Source organism: Salipiger sp. CCB-MM3 (assembly GCF_001687105.1).
GTDB lineage: Bacteria > Pseudomonadota > Alphaproteobacteria > Rhodobacterales > Rhodobacteraceae > Salipiger.
Genome location: NZ_CP014595.1, coordinates 998,555 through 1,012,406, shown reverse-complemented (window position 1 = coordinate 1,012,406; position 13,852 = coordinate 998,555). Strand labels below are relative to the sequence as shown.

The window sequence follows — 13,852 nt, the reverse complement described above, 5'->3', positions numbered from 1 at the left end:
TCCATGGGCAGCCGAGGCGTAGCGTATTTTGGCGCGCACATCCGGACTTTGAACTCATACCAGGGCGGCAGCGCCTAGTTCGTTCGCCAAGGTCCATCTGGCCCTTTGCGCCACGATCCGCCCGAGAGCTCCCCTTCTCTGAGGTCGTGCCAGCGCGCCGCTTGCTCTGCCAGAGCCGCCTCCCTCGGCAATCTCCACGCGGGTCTGAAAAAGCTAACGACAGGCGCGCGAATCTGCCTATCGTGAGGCAATTGATTAATTTTCATGGAGTTGGCGGTGGAGTCACAAGCGATCCACCCATTGGCTCCGGAGCACATTCCTGGATATGTGGCCGGCGCGGATGGCAGTGATGTATTGTTCACGGCGATGGCGATCTTCGGGATCGTGCTGATCATCGGCCTTGGTGTTCTTTATCTGACGCTCCATTCGATCCCCGAGCGCATGGCGCATAAGTCGAGCCATCCGCAGTTGCAGATCGTCGGGATCCTCGCGCTGCTGGCGCTGTTCACCCACAACAACCTGTTCTGGGTCGCGGCGGTTCTGGTGGCGGGCTTTCAGTTTCCAGACATGCTCTCGCCGCTGCAGTCCATCGCCCGCTCCTTGGCAAAGCTTGCCGGCCGTCCCATCAACGAGAATGTCCCAGAGGGCGACGCCCCACAGCCGGCCTTCCGCCATCATGACGGGGAGGGCTGAGCATGCTTGAAGCCATCCTTTGTTCGCTGGTCTCGCTCGTGCCGGACTACCTCTATCGCCGCTACGCGCAGGGCAAACGCTTTGGGCACGAACTGACGCTGTTTTCGGTCTGGTACGAATTGCGCTGGGGGCTGACGCTGTGGATTTTCCTCACCGTCTCGCTGATCACCGTGCTGTTCTACTATCACCCCGCCAGCATCTCGGTGTCGTCCTACTTCCGCACGGTGACGATCCTGCCGCAGGTGAGCGGGCGGGTGTCGGAGATTTACGTCGAGAACAATGAGAGGGTGTCGGCGGGCGATCCGCTGGTGCGGCTCGACGGGCTGTCGCAACAGGCGCAGGTGGATGCGGCGCAGGCGCTGCTGGCCGAGACCGAGGCTTCGGCGAAGCTGGCGCAGACCGATTTGGCGCAGGCCGACGCGGGTATCGCGCAGGCGCGCGCGGCCTTGGTTCAGGCGCAGGAAGAGTTGGCACGAAACGAGCAGCTGCGCGATCAGGGCTCGAGCGCGGTGCGGCTTGTGGAGATCGAGCGCTACGAGAATATCGTCGATCAGCGCGAGGCGCAGTTGCGGGCGGCCGAACTGCAGAAGGAAAGCGCGCAGCAGCAGATCGACGAGGTGCTGCCCGCCAAGCTCGAAAGCGCGCGGGCGCAGCTGGCGCTGGCCAAGGCCGAGTTTGACAAGACGCTGATCTCTGCCGGGGTCGATGGGCGGATCGAGCAACTGGCCCTGCAGGTGGGGGATTTCATCAGCCCGCTTGCGCGGCCCGCGGGGATCTTCGTGCCGACCGAGGCTGGAAAGGAGCGCTTTCAGGGCGCGTTCAACCAGATCGCCGCACAGGTGATCCATCCCGGCATGGTCGGAGAGATGGGCTGCATGAGCAAACCGCTCGACATCATTCCGCTGGTGGTGACCGAAGTGCAGGACGTGATTCCGTCCGGTCAGTTGCGTCCCTCGGATCGGCTTGTCGATCCGCAGGACGACGTGCGACCGGGCAGCGTGCTGGTCTATCTCGAGCCGCTTTATTCGGATCAGCCCACCAATGTGCCACCGGGCAGCAGCTGCACCGTGATGCTCTATACCGACAATCACCACCGGCTCGAACATGAGGAGATGAGCACCGGCAAGCGCGTCTTCCTGCATGTGGTGGACACGATTGGCGTCGTGCACGCGGCGGGGCTGCGGCTGCGGATGCTGTTCCTGCCGGTGCAGACACTGGTGTTTTCGGGCGGCCACTGAGGCCACTGGAACCGGCGCGCGGTCAGGGCAGGTCCGATCAGGGGCAGATCAGGGCAGGACGGGGGCCTCGGTCTTCGCCTGCGGCAGGCTCTCGAGATGCGCCAGCACCTCGGCGAGCGGCATCACATCGGCATAGCGCCTTCCCATGTCGCAGAGGTTGGCGGCATGGGTCTGCGCGTCGTGGTCGCCGCTGCACTCCTCGGGCAGGATCACCCGGAACCCATGCGAGAAGGCGTCGATCACCGAGGCGCGGATGCAGCCCGAGGTCGCGCAGCCGGTGACGATCACTGTGTCGACGCCCTCTTGCGTGAAGAAACTCGACACGCCGGTCTGGAAGAAGATCGAGGGCGCGCGCTTGATCACCAGCGTGTCATAGGCCGGATCGTGGATGCGCGGGTCTAGATCGCACCCCGGTGTGCCGAGGATCCAGTTCTCGACATCGGCGATCTTCCAGCGCAGCGCGTCGCGGGCAGAGCTGTAGCCGGTCACGCAGCTTGCCACCGGCAGCCCGGCGGCGCGGGCCGGGGCCAGCAGTCGCGCCGTGGCCTCCACCGCCGCGTCGATGCGGGCGCCGCCGCCCATCGGAAAGCTGGGGTCGGTGAGGCTGCGCTGGAAGTCCACCACGACGATGCCGCAGCGCCGACCAAAGCCGATCTTCGTGCTGTCGAAGCCCAGAGAGGCGTAGCGGCTGTGCGTGTCCATGGCGTGGGTCTCCTGCAAAAGTCCGTACAAATTGAGCGGCGCGACGGCATAGTGTCAACGAATGCGCTTTGGGTGGTCGCTGCGTGGCGTCGCGGCGGGACCGTCTTGCCTAAGTCACGGGCAGGCAGGCTGTCGCGCGCCCAAAGAGCTAGTCGCTCAGGTGATGGCTTTTGCCATAAGGTATGCGCTTGGTGCATATCCGGGCTGCAGGGCGGATCTCGGTCTGGAAGGGCGGAGCCAGACTTGCATAGATGGTGGGTAAGGCGCCCCGGCGCTGCGGCACGGGCGTGCGCCCCTTGCGGCGCGGCGGGTGGGGCGCGCAGCGGAGGAGCACAAATGAACACCCACGCCCGTATCGCCTTTCCCGATCTTCGCGCCAAGACCATGAGCGCCGAGGATGCCGCGGCGCTGATCCACGACGGTATGACCATTGGCATGAGCGGCTTCACCGGCTCGGGCTATCCAAAGTCCGTACCCACGGCGCTGGCCGCGCGGATTGATGCCGCCCATGCCGCCGGGAACCCGTTCCGCGTGAAGGTCTGGACCGGCGCGTCGACCGGCCCCGAACTCGACGGTGCATTGGCCCGTGCCCATGGCATCGAGTTTCGCATGCCCTACAACTCGGACCCGATCGCCCGCGAGCAGATCAACTCGGGCGAAATGAACTATGTGGACATGCACCTCAGTCAGGTGGCGCCGGTGGTCTGGGAAGGGTTCCTCGGCAAACTCGACGTTGCGGTGGTCGAAATCTCGGGCATCACCGCCGATGGCGATCTGATCCCCTCCAGCTCGATCGGCAACAACAAGACGTGGCTCGATCAGGCCGAGAAGGTGATCCTCGAGGTGAACCGCTGGCAGAGCGATGCGCTCAATGGGATGCACGATATCTACTATGGCACCGCGCTGCCGCCGAACCGTGTGCCGATCCCGCTGGTGCGGCCCGACGACCGCATCGGCCAGCGCCATTTCCGCATCGACCCCGAGAAGGTGGTCGCCGTGGTCGAGACCGAGGCGCCGGACCGCAACCTGCCCTTCGCCGAGCCCGACGCGGTGGCCACAGCCATTGCCGGGCACCTGCTGGATTTCCTTGCCCATGAGGTGGCGCATGGCCGCCTGCCTGCGAACCTTCTGCCGCTTCAGTCGGGCGTGGGCAATGTCACCAACGCGGTGCTCTCGGGGCTGTTGGACTCGCCCTACCACGATCTGACCGCCTACACCGAAGTGGTGCAGGACGGGATGCTCGACCTGCTGGACGCGGGCAAGCTGCGCATGGCCTCGGCCACGGCCTTCTCGCTCAGCCCCGATGCGGCGGAGCGCTTCAACAATGATGCGATGCGCTACCGGGACAAGCTGATCCTGCGTCCGCAGGAGATCTCGAACCATCCCGAACTGGTGCGCCGCCTTGGGTGCATCGCGATGAACGGGCTGATCGAGGCGGACATCTACGGCAACGTCAACTCGACGCATGTCATGGGCTCGCGCATCCAGAACGGCATCGGCGGCTCGGGGGATTTTGCCCGCAACGCCTATCTGTCGATCTTCATGACGCCTTCCACGGCGAAGGGCGGCAAGATTTCTGCCATCGTGCCGCAGGTGGCACATGTGGATCACATCTCGCAGGACGTGCAGGTGATCGTCACCGAGCACGGGCTCGCGGACCTGCGCGGGCTGGCACCGCGACAGCGCGCCGGGGTGATCATCGACCGCTGCGCCCATCCCGACTACAAGCCGATGCTGCGGGACTACTATGCGCGGGCGCTGCAGGGCTCCTTTGGCAAGCACGCACCGACACTGCTGAACGAGTCGCTCAGCTGGCACCAGCGGTTCGTCGAGACGGGGTCGATGAAGTAGGGCAGGCGCTGGCCCGGCGGCTTCGCCTTGCTCCGGGCGTTCAGTGCTCGATGAAATGAAAAAAGCCCGGCCAATGGCCGGGCTTTTGCATCTCAAAAGAGGGCAGGGCCTCAGATGTTCTCGGCCTGCGGCATGCCGAGGATATGGAAGCCGCCGTCCACATGCAGGATCTCGCCCGTGGTGCAGGCGCCCGCGTCGGAGACCAGATAGACCGCCGTGCCGCCCACCGCCTCGAGCGTCGCGTTGGAGCGCAGCGGGGTGTTCTGCTCGGTGAACTTGTAGGTCTTGCGCGCGCCGCCGATGGCCGCGCCCGCGAGGGTCTTCATCGGGCCGGGGGAGATCGCGTTCACGCGGATGCCCTCGGGGCCGAGGTCGTTCGCCAGATAACGGGTCGCCGATTCCAGCGCCGCCTTGGCCACGCCCATGACGTTGTAATTCGGCACGACCTTGATCGAGCCGTCGTAGGTGAGCGTCAGCAGCGTGCCGCCGTTCTCGACCATCAGCGGATGCGCGCGGCGCGCCACTTCGATGAACGAGTAGCAGGAGATGTCCATCGAGTTCTTGAAGTTCGAGCGGCTGGTGTTGAGGAACCGGCCGGTCAGCTCGGATTTGTCCGAGAACGCGATGGCGTGGACCACGAAGTCGATGGTCGGCCAGCGCGCGCCAAGCTGTTCGAAGGCGGCGTCGAGCGAGGCGTCGTCGGTGACGTCCACATCGACCATGAAATCCGAGCCGACGCTCTGCGCCAGCGGCTCCAGCCGCTTGCCGAAAGCCTCGCCCTGATAGGTGAAGGCAAGCTCCGCCCCCGCCTCGTGCAGCGCCTTGGCGATGCCCCACGCGATGGAGCGGTCGTTCGCCACCCCCATGATCAGCCCGCGCTTGCCCTTGAGAAGCTCGCCCATGTCCGTCTCTCGCCTGTTATTCTTGATATTTGCTGAGCAGCATCGACCCGTTGGTGCCGCCGAAGCCGAAGGAGTTGGTCATCACCGTATCGAGACCTGCGTTCTCGACGAGGCTGGTGGCAATCTCTGCGGGTTTCAGCGCCGGGTCCAGCGTCTCGACGTTGATCGAAGGGGCGATGAAGTCGTTCTGCAACATCAGCAGACAATAGATCGCCTCTTGCGCGCCAGTTGCACCCTGGCTGTGACCGGTCATCGACTTGGTCGAGGAGACCAGCGGCGTGCTGCCATCGCCGAAGACGCGGCGCACCGCCTCGATCTCGCCCACGTCGCCGACCGGGGTCGAGGTGCCATGCGCGTTGATGTAGCCGACCTTGCGGTGCTCGGGCAGGGTCTGCAGCGCAAGGCGCATGGCGCGCTCGCCGCCCTCGCCTGAAGGGGCGACCATGTCATGGCCGTCGGAGGTGGCGGCGTAGCCGGTCACTTCCGCATAAATCTTGGCACCGCGTGCCTTGGCGTGCTCCAACTCTTCGAGCACGACGATGCCGCCGCCCGCCGAGATGACGAAACCGTCGCGGCCCGCGTCGAAGGCGCGCGAGGCCTTCTCGGGGGTGTCGTTGTACTTCGAGCTCATCGCGCCCATGGCGTCGAAGAGGCACGACAGGGTCCAGTCGAGCTCTTCCCCGCCGCCGGCGAACATCACGTCCTGCTTGCCCATCATGATCTGCTCGGCGGCGTTGCCGATACAGTGCAGCGAGGTCGAGCAGGCCGAGGTGATCGAGTAGTTGATGCCCTTGATCTTGAACGCGGTCGACAGGTTCGCCGAGATCGTCGAGCACATCGCTTTGGGCACCGCGAAGGGGCCGACGCGCTTGGTGCCGCCGGTCTTCAGAACGGTCTGATGCGCGGTCAGCAGCGCCGAGGTCGACGGGCCGCCCGACCCGGCGACGAGGCCGGTGCGCGGGTTGACCACATCCGACTCCTCAAGCCCCGCATCGGCGATGGCCTGCGTCATGGCGATATGGGCATAGGCCGCACCCGGGCCCATGAAGCGCAGGGTGCGCTTGTCCACGTGCTCTGCCACGTCCAGATCGACCGCACCGGCGATCTGGCTGCGGAACCCGTGCTCTTGCATCTGCGCGTTGGCGCTGATGCCGGAGCGGCCCGCCTTCAGCGAGGCGAGAACTTCTTCGGCGTTGTTGCCGATGGACGATACGATGCCCAGTCCGGTGACGACGACTCGACGCATGGGAACCCTCCCTCTCAGCTCTCGGAGAGAGCGACTTTCATGTCTTTGACTTGGTAGATGACTTCGCCATCTGCCTCGACGATGCCGTCAGCAACGCCCATGGTCAGGCGGCGGGTCTGCACGGCCTTGGTGAAATCGACCTTGTAGGTCAGCATCTTGCGATCCGGGCGCACCATGCCGGTCAGCTTCACCTCACCCACGCCAAGCGCGTAGCCGCGGCCCAGCCAGCCGCGCCAGCCGAGGTTGAAGCCGGTCAGCTGCCACAGGCCGTCGAGGCCGAGGCAGCCGGGCATGATCGGGTTGCCGGGGAAATGGCAGTCGAAGAACCACAGGTCCGGGGTGATGTCGAATTCCGCCACCACGTGGCCCTTGCCATGCAGGCCACCGTCGCCGGAGATCTCGGTGATGCGGTCCATCATCAGCATGGGCGGCGCCGGAAGCTGGGCATTGCCCTCTCCGAAGAGCTCGCCGCGCGCGCATTTCAGAAGATCTTCCTTGCCGAAGCTGGTCGGATAGTCGGCCATGCAGGCGCGCCCCTTTGTCCTTTGTGTCAAGTTGCGCCCCCTCTATCACCGCGAAACCGCGCCATGCAAGCCTGCGCGTCGACGCGGCGCGTTGGGGCCCGCGCACTTGGCACGTAGGTTTTCCGTTTGAAATAGGGGGGGCTGGTCCTCTATATATGGCAGGCACAGACAGCCGAGCGGACCAACGAATGACTTCCGAAGCCATCCAGAGAGGCAGTGACTGGTTGAACCAGGCAGGGCTCCGGCCCACCCGGCAGCGCGTTGCGCTGGCGGCGCTTCTCGTCGGCGACGGCAAAGATCGGCACGTCACCGCAGAGAGCCTCTTCGCCGCGGCGCAGTCGCAGGGCGAGAGCGTGTCGCTCGCCACGGTCTACAACACGCTGCGCGCCTTCTGCGAAGCGGGGCTGATTCAGGAAGTGACCGTCGACGGCAATCGCAGCTATTTCGACACCAACACCCATGACCACCCGCATTTCTTCTGGGAAGGCGAGGGGCATCTGACCGACGCGCCGTCGGAGGAACTGGTGATCTCGAAGCTGCCGCAGGCCCCCGAAGGTGCCGAGATTGCGTCGGTCGATGTGGTGATCCGCCTGCGCAAGAAGTGAGCGGTCGTAGTTGACGTGAAGGGAGGGGCGCTGCCCCTCTTGGCCTGCGGCCAATTCACCCCGGCGTACTTTTGAAGAGAAGAAGGTGGGAAGGGCGAAGCTTTGGGCGGGAACCTGGCGCCCGGCATGGGCGTTTTTCGGGTAACCGAGAAAGGAGGCCCATCATGAGCCGCAAGCTTACGCTGCAATCCATCGAGCCGCTGACCCACGACGTGCACCACCTGGTGTTCGACAAGCCGGAGGGGCTGGAGTTCACCCCAGGACAGGCCATCGACATGGCGCTCGACCGTGACGGCTGGCGCGAAGAGAAGCGCCCCTTCACCTTCACCTCGCTGCCCGGCGAAGGCGCTCTTGAGTTCGTCATCAAATCCTATCCCGAAAGCGCCGATGGCCATGACGGGGTGACCGAGCGCATCGGCAAGATGCAACCCGGCGATACGGTGCTGGTCGAGGAGCCTTGGGGCGCGATCGAAGACCAGGGGGATGGCGTGTTCATCGCGGGCGGCGCCGGGGTCACGCCCTTCATCGCCATCCTGCGCAAGAAGCTGGCCGAGAATGGCACGCTTGCGGGCAACACGCTGGTGTTTTCCAACAAGATCGAGGCCGACATCATCCTGCGCGAAAGCTTCGAGCAGATGGCCGGGCTCGACACTCGTTTCATCGTCACCGATGAAGAGCAAAGCCCGCTGCACCGCGAAAAGATCGACGCGGACTTGCTTGCGGGCGTGGTTTCTGCCGATCGCGATGTTTGCTATGTCTGCGGGCCGGACCCGATGCTGGATGACATGGCCGCGGCGCTGAAGTCGATCGGCGTGTCCGAAGACCGGATCGTCATGGAAGAGTTCGACTGACGCTCAGAACCACTGTCCCGGCTCCATCAGCCCCAGATCCAGCAGCTGCCGCGAGTGCCATTCGAAACGCGCCGAATTGTGCCAGCGGAAGCTTGCGATGTCGTGGCTGGAGCCGGGATTTCGTTTCAGCGCCTTGGCGGTGCGGAATGAGGCCAGCGCAGCGGTCAGGTTGTTGTGCCACGGACAGGCGTAGGTGTTGTATTCCTCATCCGAGAAGGTGTGATCCTCGCGCAGCACCAGCCCGCGCTTGGCACGGAAGAGGGCGATCCGGTCGATCTTGCGCCGCTCGGGCGGCACATGCTCCTCGTAGCGCCAACGCAGACCACCGAAGAAATCCAGTTGCCGCTCCTTGGGCGCCCCGCCGCGCGGCGCATCGCTGCGCGCCAGCGCGTAATAGCCCGAGCGGTCCAGCCATGCGTCGTCAAGCGACACCGCGTCCGGCGCGTGCTTCAGGTCACCGGCATAAAGATCGACCACATAGGTGAGCATGGCATCGCGCCGCTCTTCGGTGTGGAAGGCGAGCATCTCGCCGACGCTGCGCGTCTCGCAGAACGGGTAGAACAGGAACTCGGCGTTGTAACAGTAGTGCATCCAGCGCCGCGGCGCAGCGGCGGCGACGCGGCTCACGGCGCGCTGCACGGCCCCGGGGTGGTGCGGCTCGAAATCGATACGTGCGGTGCGTTCGGCGACATCCGGCGACAGCGTCAGATGCGGCGGCATGAACAGCAGCACCGGAGAAAAGCCAAGCTGCATCAGGTGGCGCGCGGTGGTGTTCACCTCGGTCTGATCCTCGCAGAAGATCATCCCCAGTGGGCGCTTGCCCGACCCGGTCACGCCCTGTTTCAGCGCCTCATTCAACCCGCTATACTGCATCCGCTCTTTGCCCGGCGTTTTTCGCGACAGTCGGGGAAAAGCGGATGCATTGCAAGTCGGGGCCTGTTTGCGGTATGCGCACGCCTTGAACCGCGGAACCGGAGTCGCCCTCATGTCCCAGCCCAAGAAGCTCTACATCAAGACCTATGGCTGTCAGATGAATGTCTACGACAGCGAGCGCATGGTCGAAGCGCTCGGCGGTCAGGGCTATGTGGAGACGCAGAGCCCCGATGATGCGGATATGATCCTGCTCAACACCTGCCACATCCGCGAAAAGGCCGCCGAGAAGGTCTATTCGGAATTGGGCCGCTACAAAGGGCTGAAGGCCGAGAAGCCTGACCTGAAGATCGGCGTTGCGGGCTGCGTGGCGCAGGCCGAGGGCGAAGAGATCATCCGGCGCCAGCCCATGGTCGATCTGGTGGTCGGCCCGCAGAGCTATCACCGCCTGCCGGAGATGGAGGCGAAGGCAGGGGCAGGGGTGAAGGCGCTCGACACCGATTTTCCCGAGGAAGACAAATTCGAGAAGCTGAAGTCGCGCCCCAAGGCCAAGCGTGGCCCGACCGCGTTTCTGACGGTGCAGGAAGGCTGCGACAAGTTCTGTGCCTTCTGCGTCGTGCCCTATACCCGCGGTGCCGAGGTGTCGCGCCCCGCCGAGCGGGTAATGGCCGAGGCGCGCGATCTGGTCGAACGCGGCGTGCGCGAGATCACCCTGCTGGGCCAGAACGTCAACGCCTACCACGGTCACGACAAGGGGCTGGCCGGGATCATCCGCGATCTGGCAAAGATCGACGGGCTGGAGCGCATCCGCTTCACCACCTCGCATCCCAACGACATGGACGATGACCTGATCGCCGCCCATGGCGAGGTCGAAAAGCTGATGCCTTATCTGCACCTGCCGGTGCAGGCGGGCTCGGACAAGATTCTCAAGCGGATGAACCGCCAGCACACCGCCGAGAGCTATCTCAAGCTCATCGAACGGCTGCGCGCGGCGCGCCCCGATCTGCATATGTCGGGGGATTTCATCGTCGGCTTCCCGGAAGAAACCGAGGCGGATTTTCAGGCCACGCTCGATCTGGTCGAGGCGGTGCAATACGGCTCGGCCTTCTCGTTCAAATACTCCGAACGTCCCGGCACGCCGGCGGCAGAGCGCCCGCAGGTGCCCGAGGATGAAAAGGACGACCGCCTGCAGCGCCTGCAGGCTTTGCTCACCAAACAGCAGCGCGCGCTTCAGGACGCGATGGTCGGACGAGAGGTCGGGGTGCTTTTTGAAAAGCCGGGCCGCCTGCCGGGGCAGATGGGAGGCAAGTCCGACTATCTGCATGCGGTGCATGTGATGGGCGAGGGGCTGCAGCCGGGCGATCTGCGCCGGGTGCGCATCGTCGAGTCTGGCCCCAACTCGCTGAAGGGCGAATTGCTGTAAGCATCGCCCGCCACCTCCGGCGCGGAAAATGCGGCGTATTTTTGTCACAGGGCCGGGTTAACTTGTCTGACTGACCCCAGATCCGCGACAGTTCGGCCTCAGAGCCGCCGGTGGTGTCGCTGCGGACACAATATCTGGTGGTTTTCCCTTCACAGGCGAGAAATTGCTGATACTCTCGCGAACCGTAATAGGTTTGCGCGGGGAGGGCCGGATGTGCCGCCCCTCGTCTCATTGGGTATCAGATTGAAGGGGACAGAGGCTGTGGTGAAACGCTTTTCCAAGGCCCTTCGCGGCGTTCTGGGGGTGGCAGCTGTATCGGCGCTCGCCCTCACCGGGATCGCCGCCCCGGCGGCCTCGGCCGCGGAAGGCTACAACACTCCGGTGATCTCGACGCAGAACACCCGCACGATCCGCGGGCAGCAGTATATTCCGGGCATTTCGCTGTCGCCTGACGGCTGCGAGATCTGGGTCATGGACGACGGCGCCGAAGGCTATGCGGTCTCGCGCGTGACCCGTGACGGGCGCCCGGTCTGCCACGAGATCAACATCTGCGGCACGCTCAAGGCGGATCAGTATTTCGCCACCGACAGCTACAAGATCTATCCGCAGAGCCGCTACCGGCTCGAGGAGTTCTTCCGCGACTCGAAAGCCTTTGGCTACATCATCGTCGGCCACACCGACGCGCGGGCCAGCAATGCCTACAATGATCGCCTCAGCCTGAACCGTGCAAATTCGGTCGCGGCGGTGGCCAATGCCAACGGCGCGCGGGTGATCGACGTGCGCGGCTATGGCGAGAATTATCCGGTAGCGAGCAACCGCACCGCCGAAGGCATGGCGAAGAACCGCCGCGTCGAAATCCTGTGCGTGCGCTGAGGGGGCTGGCAGAATGAACTTCGCAAAACTCGCCTTTGGGCTCCTCGCCGCTTCTGCGCTCGCCGCCTGTGACGTGCCGATCGGCCCGGACAAGAGCGCCGACCGCAACCTGATCGACCGCAACGATCTTTCGCAGATTCGCTGGGGCGTCTGGGTCGATCCCGACGGCTGCGACAACTGGATCGCCGACGACGGTGTCGAGGGCTATCTGGCCCGCCGTCTCGACAAATACGGCAAGCCGGTCTGTTCCGGCGTCGCCCCACCGACCGTGGCCACCGGCGACTTCAAGCAGGGCGCCACTTCGGTGATCGGAGACCCGCTCTGAGCGGCGCTCCCACATACCAATGCCAACGGCCGCGCGGTGCTCACCGCGCGGCCGTTTTGCTTCTTTCCTCCCGGTGTCGGGCCAAAGCTGCTTGACCTGAGCCCCCACGCCTTGGCACCATGAAGATGCACTCAAGCGCAGGAGACATGCGTGAACACAGGCATTCTGACCGAAGCCATCCTGGAATTCCCGGACAATCGCCTCCTCATCGATCTGTGCGGCGAATACGACCGAAACCTCACCGACATCGAGACCCGCACCGGCGTGCAGATTCTTCGCCGTGGCAACCAACTGGCGCTACACGGTCCGGCCGAAGCGCAGGACGCCGCGCGCGAGGTGCTCAACGCCCTCTACCAGCGGCTCGAACAGGGCCGCAGCGTCGGCCGCGGTGACATCGACCGCGAGTTCCGTCTCGCCCCCGAGGAGAGCGAGCCGGAAAGCCAGCTCGAGATGTTCTCGGGCGGCAAGGTCGAGATCAAGACCCGCAAGAAGCTCATCGAGCCGCGCACCGATGCGCAGAAGGCCTATGTGCGCGCGCTCTTCGAGCATGAGCTTGGCTTTGGCATCGGCCCGGCGGGCACCGGCAAGACCTATCTCGCCGTCGCCGTCGGCGTGAACCTCTTCATCACCGGACAGGTCGACAAGATCATCCTGAGCCGCCCGGCGGTCGAGGCGGGCGAGAAGCTCGGCTATCTGCCCGGCGACATGAAGGACAAGGTCGATCCCTATATGCAGCCGCTCTATGACGCGCTGAACGACTTCCTGCCCGGCAAGCAGCTGGCGAAGATGATGGAAGAAAAGACCATCGAGATCGCGCCGCTGGCCTTCATGCGCGGCCGCACGCTGGCCAATGCCTTCGTCGTGCTCGACGAGGCGCAGAACGCCACCACCATGCAAATGAAGATGTTCCTCACCCGTCTTGGCGAGGGCAGCCGCATGGTGATCACCGGCGACCGCAGTCAGGTCGACCTGCCGCGCGGCGTGCAGTCGGGTCTGCGCGATGCCGAGCGTCTGCTGAGCCACATCCCCGACATCAGCTTCAATTATTTCACCGCAGCGGATGTGGTGCGCCACCCCCTTGTGGCCAAGATCATCGACGCCTACGACAAGGACGCGGAAAGCGGGGCCTGAACCGTCCCCTCTCTTCGTCTAGAGAAAAATATCCCGGGGGTCCGGGGGCAGCGCCCCCGGCCCTCAAGAGGCGTCACCCATGGCACAGCTCACCGACACCATCCTTGAAGACGACCGCTGGGAGGCGGCGGGCCTCGAGGATCTCGCCGAAACCGCGGCCCGCGCGGCGCTCGATCACCTCGGGCTTGATCCCGATGGGTTCGAGATCGCGGTTCTGGCCTGCGACGATGCCCGTATCGCCGAGTTGAACGCCGAATTCCGCGAAAAGCCCACGCCGACCAATGTGCTTTCGTGGCCCTCCGAAGAGCGCGGCGCCGAGGTCGAGGGCGCGAGCCCCGATCTGCCCGAGGCCGAAGCGGGGCCCTTTGCCACCGAGCTTGGCGATCTGGCCATCGCCTATGAGACCTGCGCGCGCGAGGCACAGGCGGCGGGCAAGCCCTTCGCCGAGCATGTGACCCATCTCGTCGTTCATGGAACCTTGCATCTTCTGGGCTATGATCACCTGCGCGACGGCGATGCGACGCTGATGGAAAATATTGAGACGGAAATACTTGGCAAAATGGGTATCGCGGACCCATATTCCTCTGACATCTGAGAGAAACAGGATCACAAGGACCG

The 13,852-nt window shown here is 64.5% G+C and carries 15 protein-coding genes; 10 read left to right on the top strand and 5 right to left on the bottom strand.

Annotated features, from left to right (window positions below; all coding sequences use genetic code 11):
• The first annotated feature begins 264 nt into the window (after positions 1–264).
• Both AYJ57_RS04945 and AYJ57_RS04940 read left to right on the top strand, forming a co-directional pair.
• Positions 265–693: a hypothetical protein gene (locus tag AYJ57_RS04945; RefSeq protein WP_237220195.1), complete on the top strand. Its 429-nt coding sequence runs from the start codon at positions 265–267 to the stop codon at positions 691–693.
• A gap of 2 nt (positions 694–695) precedes the next feature.
• A complete protein-coding gene (locus tag AYJ57_RS04940) occupies positions 696–1,931 on the top strand; it encodes an HlyD family secretion protein (protein WP_066102054.1) in 1,236 nt (411 codons plus the stop codon).
• A gap of 48 nt (positions 1,932–1,979) precedes the next feature.
• On the opposite strand, the gene AYJ57_RS04935 is transcribed toward AYJ57_RS04940, so the two are convergent.
• The gene (locus AYJ57_RS04935) at positions 1,980–2,633 is read right to left on the bottom strand and encodes an isochorismatase family protein (RefSeq protein WP_066102051.1); all 654 of its coding nucleotides are present in this window, start codon (positions 2,631–2,633) and stop codon (positions 1,980–1,982) included.
• A gap of 336 nt (positions 2,634–2,969) precedes the next feature.
• On the opposite strand from AYJ57_RS04935, the gene AYJ57_RS04930 reads away from it, so the two are divergent.
• Positions 2,970–4,484 (top strand): acetyl-CoA hydrolase/transferase family protein, encoded by a 1,515-nt coding sequence (locus AYJ57_RS04930; protein ID WP_066102046.1) that lies wholly within the window; start codon positions 2,970–2,972, stop codon positions 4,482–4,484.
• 110 nt (positions 4,485–4,594) lie between these two features.
• Here AYJ57_RS04930 and AYJ57_RS04925 read toward each other — a convergent pair whose 3' ends face one another.
• Genes AYJ57_RS04925 through fabA form a run of 3 tightly spaced genes read right to left on the bottom strand, consistent with a single transcriptional unit; the run spans position 4,595 to position 7,156 of the window.
• A complete protein-coding gene (locus tag AYJ57_RS04925; protein WP_066102044.1) occupies positions 4,595–5,386 on the bottom strand; it encodes an enoyl-ACP reductase FabI in 792 nt (263 codons plus the stop codon).
• A 16-nt stretch (positions 5,387–5,402) separates the two neighbouring features.
• On the bottom strand, positions 5,403–6,632 hold the full coding sequence (fabB, locus tag AYJ57_RS04920) for a beta-ketoacyl-ACP synthase I (protein ID WP_066102041.1): 1,230 nt from the start codon (positions 6,630–6,632) through the stop codon (positions 5,403–5,405).
• A 14-nt stretch (positions 6,633–6,646) separates the two neighbouring features.
• A complete protein-coding gene (gene fabA, locus AYJ57_RS04915) occupies positions 6,647–7,156 on the bottom strand; it encodes a bifunctional 3-hydroxydecanoyl-ACP dehydratase/trans-2-decenoyl-ACP isomerase (protein WP_066102038.1) in 510 nt (169 codons plus the stop codon).
• Positions 7,157–7,344: 188 nt separating this feature from the next.
• On the opposite strand from fabA, the gene irrA reads away from it, so the two are divergent.
• Complete coding sequence (gene irrA / locus AYJ57_RS04910) at positions 7,345–7,761, top strand: iron response transcriptional regulator IrrA (RefSeq protein ID WP_066102034.1); 417 nt, start codon at positions 7,345–7,347, stop codon at positions 7,759–7,761.
• Between the two features lie 164 nt (positions 7,762–7,925).
• Positions 7,926–8,612 carry an FAD-binding oxidoreductase gene (locus tag AYJ57_RS04905; protein ID WP_066102031.1) on the top strand — a complete coding sequence of 229 codons (687 nt, stop codon included), beginning with the start codon at positions 7,926–7,928 and terminating at the stop codon, positions 8,610–8,612.
• Between the two features lie 3 nt (positions 8,613–8,615).
• Here the strand turns inward: AYJ57_RS04905 and AYJ57_RS04900 are convergent, their stop codons facing one another.
• On the bottom strand, positions 8,616–9,485 hold the full coding sequence (locus tag AYJ57_RS04900; RefSeq protein WP_066102027.1) for a hypothetical protein: 870 nt from the start codon (positions 9,483–9,485) through the stop codon (positions 8,616–8,618).
• Positions 9,486–9,597: 112 nt separating this feature from the next.
• On the opposite strand from AYJ57_RS04900, the gene miaB reads away from it, so the two are divergent.
• From miaB to ybeY, 5 genes are all read left to right on the top strand, one after another.
• Positions 9,598–10,905, top strand: a complete 1,308-nt coding sequence (gene miaB, locus AYJ57_RS04895) for a tRNA (N6-isopentenyl adenosine(37)-C2)-methylthiotransferase MiaB (RefSeq protein WP_066102024.1) — start codon at positions 9,598–9,600, stop codon at positions 10,903–10,905.
• A gap of 261 nt (positions 10,906–11,166) precedes the next feature.
• Entirely contained in the window at positions 11,167–11,778 is a 612-nt protein-coding gene (locus tag AYJ57_RS04890; RefSeq protein ID WP_066102020.1) for an OmpA family protein, read from the top strand.
• Between the two features lie 13 nt (positions 11,779–11,791).
• Complete coding sequence (locus AYJ57_RS04885; protein ID WP_066102016.1) at positions 11,792–12,103, top strand: hypothetical protein; 312 nt, start codon at positions 11,792–11,794, stop codon at positions 12,101–12,103.
• 150 nt (positions 12,104–12,253) lie between these two features.
• Positions 12,254–13,234 carry a PhoH family protein gene (locus tag AYJ57_RS04880; protein ID WP_066102013.1) on the top strand — a complete coding sequence of 327 codons (981 nt, stop codon included), beginning with the start codon at positions 12,254–12,256 and terminating at the stop codon, positions 13,232–13,234.
• A 79-nt stretch (positions 13,235–13,313) separates the two neighbouring features.
• On the top strand, positions 13,314–13,829 hold the full coding sequence (ybeY, locus tag AYJ57_RS04875) for an rRNA maturation RNase YbeY (RefSeq protein WP_066102009.1): 516 nt from the start codon (positions 13,314–13,316) through the stop codon (positions 13,827–13,829).
• The last annotated feature ends 23 nt before the right edge of the window (positions 13,830–13,852 follow it).

Bases quoted from the DNA above. Each gene is read 5' to 3' on its own strand.
- AYJ57_RS04945 (WP_237220195.1), top strand. From the start codon at position 265: ATGGAGTTGGCGGTGGAGTCACAAGCGATCCACCCATTGGCTCCGGAG.
- AYJ57_RS04940 (WP_066102054.1), top strand. From the start codon at position 696: ATGCTTGAAGCCATCCTTTGTTCGCTGGTCTCGCTCGTGCCGGACTAC.
- AYJ57_RS04935 (WP_066102051.1), bottom strand. From the start codon at position 2,633: ATGGACACGCACAGCCGCTACGCCTCTCTGGGCTTCGACAGCACGAAG.
- AYJ57_RS04930 (WP_066102046.1), top strand. From the start codon at position 2,970: ATGAACACCCACGCCCGTATCGCCTTTCCCGATCTTCGCGCCAAGACC.
- AYJ57_RS04925 (WP_066102044.1), bottom strand. From the start codon at position 5,386: ATGGGCGAGCTTCTCAAGGGCAAGCGCGGGCTGATCATGGGGGTGGCG.
- fabB (WP_066102041.1), bottom strand. From the start codon at position 6,632: ATGCGTCGAGTCGTCGTCACCGGACTGGGCATCGTATCGTCCATCGGC.
- fabA (WP_066102038.1), bottom strand. From the start codon at position 7,156: ATGGCCGACTATCCGACCAGCTTCGGCAAGGAAGATCTTCTGAAATGC.
- irrA (WP_066102034.1), top strand. From the start codon at position 7,345: ATGACTTCCGAAGCCATCCAGAGAGGCAGTGACTGGTTGAACCAGGCA.
- AYJ57_RS04905 (WP_066102031.1), top strand. From the start codon at position 7,926: ATGAGCCGCAAGCTTACGCTGCAATCCATCGAGCCGCTGACCCACGAC.
- AYJ57_RS04900 (WP_066102027.1), bottom strand. From the start codon at position 9,485: ATGCAGTATAGCGGGTTGAATGAGGCGCTGAAACAGGGCGTGACCGGG.
- miaB (WP_066102024.1), top strand. From the start codon at position 9,598: ATGTCCCAGCCCAAGAAGCTCTACATCAAGACCTATGGCTGTCAGATG.
- AYJ57_RS04885 (WP_066102016.1), top strand. From the start codon at position 11,792: ATGAACTTCGCAAAACTCGCCTTTGGGCTCCTCGCCGCTTCTGCGCTC.
- ybeY (WP_066102009.1), top strand. From the start codon at position 13,314: ATGGCACAGCTCACCGACACCATCCTTGAAGACGACCGCTGGGAGGCG.